Annotated in this window: 12 protein-coding genes (1 of these 12 only partly in view); 2 read left to right on the top strand and 10 right to left on the bottom strand. The window is 57.9% G+C overall.

What is annotated here, in order from left to right; all coding sequences use genetic code 11:
- The first annotated feature begins 129 nt into the window (after window positions 1–129).
- Window positions 130–1,017, top strand: a complete 888-nt coding sequence (locus tag RHM56_RS22690) for a response regulator (protein ID WP_322236258.1) — start codon at window positions 130–132, stop codon at window positions 1,015–1,017.
- Between the two features lie 101 nt (window positions 1,018–1,118).
- On the opposite strand, the gene RHM56_RS22685 is transcribed toward RHM56_RS22690, so the two are convergent.
- The 10 genes from RHM56_RS22685 to RHM56_RS22640 form a co-directional block, all read right to left on the bottom strand.
- Entirely contained in the window at window positions 1,119–3,080 is a 1,962-nt protein-coding gene (locus tag RHM56_RS22685; RefSeq protein WP_322236256.1) for a DUF4105 domain-containing protein, read from the bottom strand.
- Window positions 3,077–3,397, bottom strand: coding sequence for a DUF2388 domain-containing protein (locus tag RHM56_RS22680; protein WP_322236254.1), 321 nt, complete (start codon window positions 3,395–3,397; stop codon window positions 3,077–3,079). The genes RHM56_RS22685 and RHM56_RS22680 overlap by 4 nt, the downstream gene beginning before the upstream one ends.
- A 26-nt stretch (window positions 3,398–3,423) precedes the next feature.
- Entirely contained in the window at window positions 3,424–3,717 is a 294-nt protein-coding gene (locus RHM56_RS22675; protein ID WP_322236252.1) for a DUF2388 domain-containing protein, read from the bottom strand.
- Window positions 3,718–3,916: 199 nt separating this feature from the next.
- The gene (locus RHM56_RS22670) at window positions 3,917–4,234 is read right to left on the bottom strand and encodes a DUF2388 domain-containing protein (RefSeq protein ID WP_019411855.1); all 318 of its coding nucleotides are present in this window, start codon (window positions 4,232–4,234) and stop codon (window positions 3,917–3,919) included.
- Window positions 4,235–4,533: 299 nt separating this feature from the next.
- The gene (locus tag RHM56_RS22665) at window positions 4,534–4,749 is read right to left on the bottom strand and encodes a DUF1127 domain-containing protein (RefSeq protein ID WP_060696280.1); all 216 of its coding nucleotides are present in this window, start codon (window positions 4,747–4,749) and stop codon (window positions 4,534–4,536) included.
- Between the two features lie 316 nt (window positions 4,750–5,065).
- Window positions 5,066–6,556: an acetyl-CoA hydrolase/transferase family protein gene (locus RHM56_RS22660; RefSeq protein ID WP_322236249.1), complete on the bottom strand. Its 1,491-nt coding sequence runs from the start codon at window positions 6,554–6,556 to the stop codon at window positions 5,066–5,068.
- Window positions 6,557–6,736: 180 nt separating this feature from the next.
- Window positions 6,737–8,173 (bottom strand): NAD(P)(+) transhydrogenase (Re/Si-specific) subunit beta, encoded by a 1,437-nt coding sequence (locus RHM56_RS22655; RefSeq protein ID WP_322236247.1) that lies wholly within the window; start codon window positions 8,171–8,173, stop codon window positions 6,737–6,739.
- Window positions 8,170–8,493 carry an NAD(P) transhydrogenase subunit alpha gene (locus tag RHM56_RS22650; RefSeq protein ID WP_003438157.1) on the bottom strand — a complete coding sequence of 108 codons (324 nt, stop codon included), beginning with the start codon at window positions 8,491–8,493 and terminating at the stop codon, window positions 8,170–8,172. Before RHM56_RS22650 ends, RHM56_RS22655 begins: the two co-directional genes overlap by 4 nt.
- Window positions 8,494–8,504: 11 nt before the next feature.
- Entirely contained in the window at window positions 8,505–9,626 is a 1,122-nt protein-coding gene (locus tag RHM56_RS22645) for a Re/Si-specific NAD(P)(+) transhydrogenase subunit alpha (RefSeq protein WP_322236245.1), read from the bottom strand.
- A 436-nt stretch (window positions 9,627–10,062) separates the two neighbouring features.
- Window positions 10,063–10,959, bottom strand: a complete 897-nt coding sequence (locus tag RHM56_RS22640; protein ID WP_322236243.1) for a LysR family transcriptional regulator — start codon at window positions 10,957–10,959, stop codon at window positions 10,063–10,065.
- Between the two features lie 158 nt (window positions 10,960–11,117).
- Here RHM56_RS22640 and RHM56_RS22635 point away from each other — a divergent pair, with 158 nt between their 5' ends.
- Window positions 11,118–11,952 carry the 5' portion of an acyl-CoA dehydrogenase gene (locus RHM56_RS22635; protein ID WP_322236242.1) on the top strand. The gene runs 347 nt beyond the window's last position, so the window shows 835 of its 1,182 coding nt (coding positions 1–835); it begins with the start codon at window positions 11,118–11,120; its stop codon lies beyond the right edge, outside the window.

Here is an 11,952-nt window from a genome sequence, read left to right as displayed (position 1 = left end):
CCGGGCGTTTTCGTTTATGGCGTTTATAGTTAAGGCGCTTGGTGAACTGTAATGGGGGCGAGGTGCTGATCGGTCTTGGCAATTGGCCATCATTGGGCGCAGGGTGTCAGGATTTTAAAGGAGCAGTCGATGAGCAAGGTCAGTGTGTTAGTGGTGGATGACGCGTCGTTTATTCGCGATCTGGTGAAAAATTGCCTGCGCAACTATTTTCCCGGTATCAGGATTGAAGACGCGGTCAACGGCCGCAAAGCCCAGGCCTTGCTGACCCGGGAGCCATTTGATCTGGTGCTGTGCGACTGGGAAATGCCGGAAATGTCCGGGCTTGAGCTGCTGGCGTGGTGCCGTGAGCAGGACCGCCTGAAAACGCTGCCCTTCATCATGGTCACCAGCCGTGGCGACAAAGAGAACGTGGTGCAGGCGATCCAGGCGGGCGTTTCGGACTTTGTCAGCAAGCCATTCACCAATGAGCAATTGCTGACCAAAGTGAAAAAGGCTTTCACCAAGGCGGGTTTGATTGGCGCGGTGATGGCCAGCGCGCCGACGCGTGTCAGCACGGCCCTGGCCAATGATTCACTGAATGCGCTGACGGGCGGCAAGGCGCAGGTTGTGGCGCCTTCGCCAGTGGCGCGTCCAGCACCGACACCCGCGCCCGTGGCCAAACCGGCTGCCCAGACACTGGCGGGTCGCGGCCAAGGGCAACTGCGTTTGCCCACGGGCATCCAGGCTTGCGTGATCAAAGCGCTGAGCCTCAAGGAGGCGCTGCTGGTGGTGCGTCGTGGCGAAGTGCTGCCGCAGGTGTTGGCCAGCGCGGTATTGGACCTTGAGCAGGGTGAGCGGGCTGAGGTGGCGCGTTTGAATGGCTACTTGCATGCCATCGTGGCGTACGAGCCCAAACCTGATAGCGACTGGTTGCAACTGACCTTCCGCTTTGTCGACCAGGACGCCGAGAAAATGAATTACCTCTCGCGGCTGATCGCCCACGGCACAGCGCAGAAGCACTTTGTGCCGGGCGCTTAACAGGTGATGGCGTCGATCCTGTGGAAGCGGGCTTGCCCGCGAAGGTATTGACGCGGTTTAGCGGATAAACCGCATCAGGCGCCCACAGGGTTGGGTGTGGGTTACGGCAGCTGCAACCCGCCCGCCGCTTTGTGAATCGCTCGCAGGTGTTCAGCGATCTGTTTGACGTTGGTTTCGGTGGCGGCCATTTCGGCGGCTCGGGCAGGCTCCAGCAAACTGCGCACTTCTTTGTCTAAATCACCGGTCAGGCGCAGCAGTTGTTTCTGGCGCTGGCTGCTTTCGGATTCGAGCATTTCCCATTCTTTGGCTTGTGGCAGGCCATAGCCACTGCTACCAAGCAGCTCGGCCGGGCGACTGAGGAAGCCGCTGCTGGCGAGTATTTCTTGCAGGGTTTTGTTGGCTTTATCCATGCCGCCATCTTTGAGCCCGCGCGCGCCCAGGTACTTTTGTTTCACTTCGTCCTGAGCCAACAACAGCTGACGCCGGAAGCTGGCTTGTTCGAGTAACAGCATGGCCGCGCTGGCACGCAGGTCGGCTTGGGCAAACCACGGGCGACGCTCGTCAGCATTCAGGGCCATCCAGTCTTCGACTGTTTTTTGCTGGATCGGCAAGCGGGTTTTCAAGACGTTGAACATGGCTTGATAGCGGTCGCGGTAGGAGTCAAAGCGATAGCCCATGCGCAGGGCTTCGCGGGGATCGTCCAACACGCGGGTGTCTGCCAGGCCGCGGGCCTTGAGCACTTCAAGCAGGCCGTTGGGCACGATGCTGTCCAGGCCTTTGAGCTGCGCGTTGTCGCTGCCGCTGCGCAGCAGTTTCAGGGTTTCGACCGCGCAGTTGTTGGACACAAAGTAATAGTTGCCATCGTAGCTCCAATGCATCTCGGCGGCGTGCTCGACCACTTCTTCGATTTCCGGGCGGCTCAAGTTGAGCGGCACAGAAGCGAGGCTGCGCAGTTCGGTTTTGGTGTATTCGTCGATGACTTGAGCCAGCGGCAGTACAAACAGCCGCGAAGGGTAGGCGCCCGTCAGGCCGTCCCAGCTTGAAAGCTGTACGTCGTTAACGAAAGCCCGGTAGGACAACACCAAGTGTTCTTGCAGGTCGAGTCGGCAGTCAGGGCCGCGAGGACGACCGGGTGCACAAATCACCAGGCGCAGCATGCTGTGACCCCAACGGCTGGCCCATTCCTGATTGGCTTCGGCCAGCAGGTAGTCGACGGCGTACACCCGCTCGGGGTCGACGCTGCCGAGCGGTTGTTTGCCAAAGTCGTTGCCGGCATTCAGAAAGGGAAAGGCTTTGGGGCATTCGTCCTTGGCGGCGGGGGCCCAGCCGAACCGCTCTTTGTAGTAGCGATACAGCGCGGGGCGCCGACAGGCGTAGGCCGGGTCAAGGAGGAAGTACTCCATGTTGACCGCGACGAATTCTTTGGGGTTGCTGACTTCGTACAGATCGGGGCTGCGCACGATCTGGTGGTTGTCTTGTTCACGCTCACCACGGCGACCCACATATTGCTGCCAGCCCGCGAGGTCAAGCAGGCGAGGGTCATCGCTGAGGGTGAAGCGGCGCTCGGTTTGGCCGCGGCATTGGTCAGGCAGGCCAATCAGCCCCGCACTGCTGTTTTGCCGTGTGCAGCGTTGGATGACGGCACGCTCTGCGGCTGGCCAGAGGCGGGCGCGGTCGTAGAGGTGGGTCAGTTCGTGCAGCACGGTGGCGAGCATTTCCTGACGCACGGTGCCGTGAGGGCGGTTGGTCTTTTGGGTCGCGGCTGAGCCATCGGTCAGACCGGCCAACAGGTTGCGATTCAAGTCCAGCTCAGACACCAATGACGCCTGGCCGTAAGCGTTGCTGGGCATGTCATTGCTCCAGCCGACCACAATCTGGCGATCCAGTTGCTCGATAAAGCGTGGTGGAAGCTTTTGCATGGCTTCGTCGAGCAGCGCTTGGCTGGCTTGCTGCTCAGCAGGTGTGAGGCCATCTGTCTTGAGCTGCAAATGAAGGGTTGCGTGCGCGCTATTAGCGATAAACAGCAGGGCGCATGCCGCGAGCCAGCCAGTCAGTTGTTTCACAGAGCGAGGATAGCTTCGGCGAGGTCGTGGTCGCTGGCGTTACGCGCTTCAGGCACGCGGTCACGCAGGGTGTTGAAGGCTGATTCCAGTTGCGCACCGCGAATAGTGCCTTCGCTGGCAACGAATGTGGCTGCGTCGTCGTGGGCTTCACGAACCACTTTGGAGTCACGAATGGACGTGGTGGTGTCGGATGTGAAGTCGATGGTGCGACCAAACGCGCGCACGATGATGTTACTGGTCTGCACGACGGTGTGTGCCTGCGCCATATCGGCGAGCAGCAACAGACCAAGGGTGGCGACAATTAAAGGGCTACGCATGAAACATCTCCAGAAAACGCGGGTGCTTATTGGACGAGAATTGCTTGTGCCAGTTCAAGGTCGGAGGCATTCAATTTTGGCTGGGTCTGGCGCAGGTAGCGCAAGGCCGACTCCAGCTGTGCGCCTCGTTGTTGGCCGTCACTGGCAATAAAGACGGCAGCGTCATCCTGGGCGGCACAAATCAATTTGTTATCGAAAGGCGCGGACGTCACTTTACTGGTGACGTAACCACTGAGCACCACATTTTGGGTGGTCGTGTCGAAGGCGAAAGCTGAGTGGGTCCAGCAGAGTGCAAGAAGCGCTAATAAAGAAAAACGCATGGGTCTCGTTCTGTGTGATCGAGGCCCAAGGCTAGCGTAATGGTCGGAGCAGAACCAGTACGGGGTCGGGATCTTCATGAAGCTTTAAGAGAATAGACGTGTGGCGTGCGCCTACTTGCGTGGGAGCTGCCGCAGGCTGCGATCTTTTGATCTGTAAAAAGTCAAAAGATCGCAGCCTGCGGCAGCTCCCACCCGAACATCAGATTGCCAGAATGGCCTGCGCCAGTTGGGCATCGGTGGCTTGCAGTTGAGGTGCTTGCTGGCGAATGGTGTCGAATGCGCTTTCCAGTTTCACGCCGCGGATAACGCCTTCGCTGGCGACGAAGCTGGCAGCGTCGTCACGGGCTTCGCGCACAATTTTGTTGTTACGCAGTGAGCCGGTGGCGTCCGAAGTCAGGTCGGAGGTGGCTTTGAGGGCGCCCACGATGGCATCGGTAGTGACGAGGAAGCTGGAGGCGCTGGCGCTGGCAGCAAGTGTCAGCAAAGCAGCGGCACTGAACAGACGAAGAGTGGGCATGGTGTTGCTCCAGAAGAGGGTCGTATAAAAATAGACGATTCTGAGGCGAATAGTAGGCGCAGGGCTGCTTGGCGCAAAGGTGGTTTTGACGATTGGCGCAGAAGGAGTGCTCTGGATCAGGCTTTTGGCTAACTGTACTGTTTAGTTTTTGGTTTGTTAAAACTGTATCTGTCCGCTGTTAACCTGTTGAAATCAGGTGCCTGAAACGACAAAACCCGTCGCGGTTACCCGCGACGGGTTTTGTTTTTTCAATTCTGGGTGCTGGCAGTGGACCGATGGTCAGGGCCAGCGAGCGCTCATTAGCGCCAGAACGGCTTGCTCAGCTCTTCGTAACGCTGTGCTTCGCTGATACCGGCATCAGCCAGAAGACGCGAATCCAGACGAGCCAATTGATGGCGGCTGGAGATACGGCGCTGCCACAACATCAGGTTGGCAAGTACGCGCAGAGGCATCGAAGCCTGGGTGTTTACAGTGTTGCTTTCGCTGAACAGATCGGAACTGAGTGTACGTTCCATGACGGCATCCTTCCGCTTGTGGCGGCATTAGGTAGTGGTTTAACTGATGCCAATGATCCTCCTCTCTGTCCAGACTCTGTAGATACAGTTCAACTGTATTGCGATGGGCCAGTTAACTGTTTATGGGTGCTGTACGGCCAAAAATGAGCACAACTGTACCTGTCGGCACTATGTTGGTGCGAAATTAGCTTTTTTAGTAGGAAGGATGACTGTTAAGGGTAGGAAACAACCAGTACAGCAGTACAGTTTTTGTCAGGCGGGCATAAAAAAGCCGCCGAAAAACAGTGTTTTCTCCGGCGGCTGTCTAGTTCGCGTGTTACGGCAGCATTTTCCCGGTTTCTTCCAGGTTGATGTGCCAGCTCAAGGCTTCGCGCAGGATGTGCGGGGTGTGGCCGCCAATGGCGCAGGCTTTGGTGAAGTAGTCGTTCAGGGCTTCACGGAAGTCTGGATGAACACAGTTGTCGATGATCACGCGAGCGCGTTCACGCGGTGCCAGGCCGCGCAAGTCTGCCAGGCCCTGCTCGGTCACCAGAATGTCGACATCGTGCTCGGTGTGGTCGACGTGGCTGACCATTGGCACAACGCTGGATATTGCTCCGGCTTTGGCGATGGACTTGGTCACGAAGATCGCCAGGTGTGCGTTACGGGCGAAGTCGCCCGAGCCGCCGATGCCGTTCATCATCCGCGTGCCGCAGACGTGGGTGGAGTTGACGTTGCCGTAGATGTCGAACTCCAGCGCAGTGTTGATGCCGATGATGCCCAGGCGTCGAACCACTTCTGGGTGGTTGGAGATCTCTTGCGGGCGCAGCACGAGTTTGTCTTTGTAGCGCTCAAGGTTGCCGAAGACATCTGAGTTGCGCCGCTCGGACAAGGTGATCGAGCTGCCCGATGCAAAGCTCATCTTGCCCGCGTCGATCAGGTCGAAGGTCGAGTCCTGCAGCACTTCGGAGTACATGGTCAGGTCTTCGAACGGCGAGTCGATCAAGCCGCACATCACCGCGTTGGCGATGTTGCCGATACCGGCTTGCAGCGGGCCGAGCTTGTTGGTCATGCGGCCTTCTGCAACTTCCTGCTTGAGGAAGTTGATTAGGTGGAAGGCGATGCCATCTGTTTCGTGGTCGGGTTCGGACACGGTCGACGGCGAGTCCGGTTTGTTGGTGATCACGATCGCGACGATTTTTTCTGCCGGGATCGGGATGGCGGTGCTGCCGATGCGGTCGTCGACTTTTACCAGCGGGATCGGTGTGCGCGTCGGGCGGTAGGTCGGAATATAGATGTCGTGCAGACCTTCCAGGTTCGGGTTGTGCGCCAGGTTGATCTCGACGATCACTTGTTTGGCGAAAATCGCGAAGCTGGCGGAGTTGCCCACCGAGGTGGTTGGCACGATGTGGCCTTGCTCGGTAATGGCAACGGCTTCGATGACGGCGATGTCCGGCAGCGTGAGTTGCTTGTTACGCAGTTGCTCAACGGTTTCGGACAGGTGCTGGTCGATGAACATGACTTGGCCGGCGTTGATCGCCTTGCGCAGCGTGCTGTCGACCTGGAACGGCATGCGTCGTGCGAGTACACCGGCTTCGGTCAATTGCTTGTCGAGGTCGTTGCCCAGGCTGGCGCCGGTCATCAGGGTGATTTTCAGGGGTTCAAGCTTGGCCCGCTCGGCCAGGGCGTGCGGGACGGCTTTGGCTTCACCGGCACGGGTAAAACCGCTCATGCCGACGGTCATGCCGTCTTTAATAAGGGCGGCGGCTTCTTCGGCGCTCATAACCTTATCGTGCAGGGAGTTCAGGCGAATACGTTCACGGTACATGGATTGTTATCTCGGGCAACGGAAGCAAGATGCGCAGTCTATTCATTTTCAAAGCGCAGCGTCCCGCTACCATGGTCGAATGCCGCAGGCCGATTTAGAGCCTTTGGTCGGGATGTTTCAGGAAATAAAAAACCCCGGTGAATTCAGCGCCGGGGTTCTGGGTGTTGCAAGGTCTGGATGTTACTCGACGGCTTTGACCATATCTTCAATAACTTTCTTCGCGTCGCCGAAGACCATCATGGTTTTGTCCAGGTAAAACAGTTCGTTATCCAGGCCTGCATAGCCGCTGGCCATGGAGCGTTTGTTAACGATGACGGTTTTGGCTTTGTAGGCTTCGAGGATCGGCATGCCGGCAATCGGCGATTTCGGATCGTTCTTGGCCGCCGGGTTGACCACGTCGTTGGCGCCGAGCACCAACACCACGTCGGCTTGGCCGAACTCGGAGTTGATGTCTTCCATTTCGAACACTTGGTCGTAAGGCACTTCTGCTTCGGCCAGTAGAACGTTCATGTGGCCAGGCATCCGACCCGCGACCGGGTGAATCGCATATTTCACGGTCACGCCGCGGTGGGTCAGTTTTTCGGTCAGCTCTTTGAGTGCGTGTTGCGCCCGCGCCACGGCCAGGCCGTAACCCGGAACGATGATCACGGTATCGGCATTGGTCAGCAGGAAGGTTGCGTCATCAGCCGAGCCGGATTTAACCGGGCGTGCTTCTTGTGCGCCTGCAGGGCCGCCGACATCGGCTGCGCCGCCAAAGCCGCCGAGGATCACGTTGAAGAACGAGCGGTTCATCGCTTTGCACATGATGTACGAAAGGATGGCGCCCGAAGAACCTACCAGCGAGCCGGCGATGATCAGCATCGAGTTGTTCAGCGAGAAACCGATACCGGCTGCGGCCCAGCCCGAGTAGCTATTAAGCATCGACACCACGACCGGCATGTCGGCGCCGCCAATCGGGATGATGATCAGCACGCCCAGTACGAACGCCAGAGCCAGCATCAGCGCGAATGCGTTGAGGTTGCCGGTGAGCATAAAGGTGATGCCCAGACCTAGTGTGGCCAGGCCAAGTACCAGATTCAGTTTGTGTTGGCCGCTGAACTGTACGGGTGCGCCCTGAAACAGGCGGAACTTGTATTTGCCCGACAGTTTGCCGAACGCGATGACCGAGCCCGAGAAGGTGATCGCACCAATGGCTGCGCCCAGGAACAGTTCCAGACGGTTGCCCGCCGGGATGGCGTCGCCCAAGTGTTTGACGATGCCCAGCGATTGGGGCTCTACCACGGCTGCGATGGCGATAAACACGGCAGCGAGGCCGATCATGCTGTGCATGAAGGCGACCAGCTCAGGCATTTTGGTCATTTCAACGCGCTTGGCCATGATCGAGCCAGCGGTGCCGCCGACTAACAGGCCGACAATCACGTAGCCGATGCCTGCGGTCGCAATTTCTGCGCCCAGTTTGTAGACCAGACCGATGGTGGTCAGAACGGCCAGGCCCATGCCGAGCATGCCGAACAGGTTGCCGCGCCGCGAAGTGGTGGGATGCGAGAGGCCTTTAAGGGCCTGGATGAAGCAGATCGACGCAACCAGGTAGAGAACAGTGACCAGGTTCATGCTCATGGCTTGCGCACCTCTTCTTTAGCTTTAGGTGCTTTCTTCTTGAACATTTCCAGCATGCGCCGGGTGACCAAAAATCCACCGAATACGTTTACGGCTGCCAGAGCGACCGCCAGGGTGCCCATGGTTTTACCCAGTGGCGTGACGGTCAGCGCAGCGGCAAGCATGGCGCCGACGATGACAATCGCGGAAATGGCGTTGGTGACGGCCATCAACGGGGTATGCAGTGCAGGGGTTACGTTCCAGACCACGTGGTACCCGACATAGATAGCCAGTACGAAAATGATCAGGTTGTAGATGCCGGGGGAGATGAGCTCTTCCATTATTTTTATCCTCAGCCGTTTTTGCGCACGACTTGACCGTCGCGGCACATCAGGCACGCGGCGACGATGTCGTCTTCAAGGTTGATCTGGAACTGCCCTTCGGGGGTGAAGACCAGCTTGAGGAAGTCCAGCAGGTTGCGGGCGTACAGCGCTGATGCGTCTGCGGCCACTTCTCCGGCCAGGTTGGTCGGGCCGACAATGATCACGCCGTTTTCGACGACCACTTGATCTGCCACGGTCAGCGGGCAGTTGCCCCCTTGCGCGGCTGCTAAGTCGATGACCACCGAGCCTGGCTTCATTTGCGCCACAGTGTCGGCGCTCAGCAGTACAGGTGCCTTGCGGCCGGGGATCAATGCCGTGGTGATGACAATATCGGCCTGCTTGGCGCGTTCGTGCACGGCCAGCGCCTGGCGTTGCATCCAGCTGGCGGGCATCGGGCGCGCGTAGCCACCAACACCGACGGCGCACTCGCGTTCTTCGTCGGTCTCGTAAGGGACATCGACAAACTTGGCGCCCAGCGATTCGATCTGCTCTTTTACCGCAGGCCGCACATCAGAAGCCTCGATGACTGCACCCAGTCGCTTGGCCGTCGCAATGGCCTGCAAGCCTGCAACACCTGCGCCGAGAATCAGCACGCGGGCGGCTTTTACAGTGCCGGCGGCGGTCATCAACATGGGCATGAAGCGCGGATAGTGATGCGCGGCCAGTAACACGGCTTTGTAACCGGCAATGTTGGCTTGGGATGACAGCACATCAAGACTTTGCGCACGGGAGGTGCGGGGGGCAGCTTCCAGGGAGAAGGCGGTGATCCCGCGCTCGGCCAGTTTGGCAATGGTTTCATTGCTGAACGGGTTGAGCATGCCAATCAGCACGGCGGCGCTGTTGATCAGGGCCAATTCGCTGTCGTTGGGAGCAACCACTTTGAGGATCAGCTCGGCGCCAAAGGCGTCTTTAGCGCTGCCAATGGTTGCGCCTGCGGCTTCATAGGCGCTGTCGATGACGCTGGCATTAATGCCCGCGCCGCTTTGAACAGTCACCTTATGGCCTTGGCCGATCAGCTTCTTGATGGTTTCCGGGGTTGCAGCAACCCGCGTTTCACCCGTTTGGGTTTCGAGAGGAACACCAATGTGCACGTCATATCTCCTGCGTGATCTTTTATAAGAAAGCCAGCGCACTACGGGTGGTGCGACTGGGGCGGCCGATCAGCACGATCCCACCAAATCTGAGGTGGGGCGCGGCATTCTGCTGGCGATTTTTGGGGCTTTCAAGAACTTATGAAGGGTGACGGAACATTAACTACAAGTCATGCAGTGACCGAATGTCGCAATGATCGGCTACAGGCCTTATTCTGTGGGCCTTGTAGACAGTTAAGGCTGTTTTTGATTTTTTTTCACATTTCTTTTGGTTATCGCTGCATAACTTTGAGAAATACCCTGTAGGCCGCGTGGTTACTGGGCTTCAGGTTTGTCCAGTTAGACTTAAGTCATGCGTGTCAAAAGGCGACATTTACGTATATCTGTAGGTGCTTTTAGGGTGTCACTACATAACTTGTTTGGACGATGCGTTCGTTCAAATCAGGCTGTAGGCCTCGGCCTGCTTGATCAGCCAGTCGCGAAAGGCCTGTAGCGAAGCGGACTCGATTTTGCGTTCGGGAATTATCAGGTAGTAAGCCTTGGTACTGGGCAATGTGTGCTGATTGGCAATCACCAGGCGTTTTTCGGCCAATTCGCGCTGAATGAGGAAGGGAGGGATCAGTGCGACGCCCATTTCGTGTAGGGCGGCTTGGGCCAGCATTGAAAACAGTTCGTAGCGGGGGCCGGTCATGTCGCGCGGCACGCTCATGTCTTGTGCGTTAAACCATTGGCGCCAGGCGTAGGGGCGGGTGGTTTGTTGCAGCAGGGGCAGCTCGGCAATGGCCTGTGTACTGAGGCTTTGATGTGCGCCCAGTAGTGATGGGCTGCACACGGGCAGCGGGTTTTCTCCCATCAAGCGGTGGGACGACGTGCCGGACCAGTCGGCATCGCCGAAGTAGATGGCAGCATCGAAGTCAGTGTCGGCAAACAGGAAGGGGCGCGTACGGTTTGTGAGGTTGACGGTGACGTCGGGGTGCTGCTGCTGGAAGTCTTTGAGGCGAGGCAGTAGCCATTGCGTGCCGAAGGTGGGGACGACGGCCAGCTCTATGGTGTTGGCACCTTGTTGGCCCATGACGGACAGCGTGTCCCGTTCCACGGCATCGAGTTGGGTCGCAACGCGCCTACTGTAGGAAAGGCCTGCTTCGGTCAGTTTTACGCCACGTTTGGAGCGTCTGAAGAGTTCTACACTCAGGAATTCTTCCAGGCTGGCTATCTGTCGGCAAATGGCGCCTTGAGTCAGGGAAAGCTCGTGCGCGGCTTTGGTAAAGCTTTCGTGGCGTGCGGCCGCTTCAAAGCTGATGAGGGCTGTTGTGCTGGGGATCTTGCGGCGCATGTACGGCTTCCTCACTAAAGGTGGGCAGAAATGGCGTTTTAGCCCATCACGGAGTGAGAAATTATCACAACGCCGTGCTGAATCCTCGTTTGTGCTTCTTATATAGAGGGGCCTAGGATCGGCCAACGACATTTGATCTATTTCGCGAGGGTTCTTTCATGGCGGGTAAAGCAAGCTTCAACTGGATTGATCCACTGTTGCTGGATCAGCAGCTCACAGAAGAAGAGCGCATGGTGCGTGACAGCGCTGAGCAATTTGCTCAAGACAAGCTGGCGCCGCGTGTACTTGAGGCTTTCCGCAATGAGAAGACCGATCCTGCGATCTTTCGCGAGATGGGTGAGACGGGCTTGCTGGGGGCGATGATTCCCGAGCAGTACGGTGGCAGTGGCCTGAACTATGTCAGCTACGGTCTGATTGCTCGTGAGGTTGAGCGCGTTGACTCGGGTTATCGCTCGATGATGAGTGTGCAGTCCTCCCTGGTGATGGTGCCGATCAATGAGTTCGGTACTGAAGCGCAGAAGCAAAAATATTTGCCGAAGCTGGCGTCGGGCGAGTGGATTGGCTGCTTTGGTCTGACGGAGCCTAACCATGGTTCGGATCCTGGCGCGATGATTACGCGTGCGCGTTCGGTGGATGGCGGCTACAGCCTGACGGGCAGCAAAATGTGGATCACTAACAGTCCGATTGCCGATGTGTTTGTGGTGTGGGCGAAAGATGACGACGGCGACATACGTGGCTTTGTTCTGGAAAAAGGCTGGAAGGGTCTGAGTACGCCAGCGATTCACGGCAAGGTCGGTTTGCGTGCGTCGATCACTGGCGAAATCGTCATGGATAACGTGTTTGTGCCGCAAGAGAATATCTTCCCGGATGTGCGCGGGCTGAAAGGTCCTTTTACCTGTCTGAACTCGGCGCGTTACGGAATCTCGTGGGGCGCGCTGGGAGCGGCGGAGTTCTGCTGGCATACGGCCCGGCAATACACGCTGGATCGTCATC

It is taken from the genome of Pseudomonas sp. CCC3.1, assembly GCF_034347405.1.
Classification (GTDB): Bacteria; Pseudomonadota; Gammaproteobacteria; order Pseudomonadales; family Pseudomonadaceae; genus Aquipseudomonas.
This window is presented reverse-complemented; position numbering and strand designations above follow the sequence as displayed.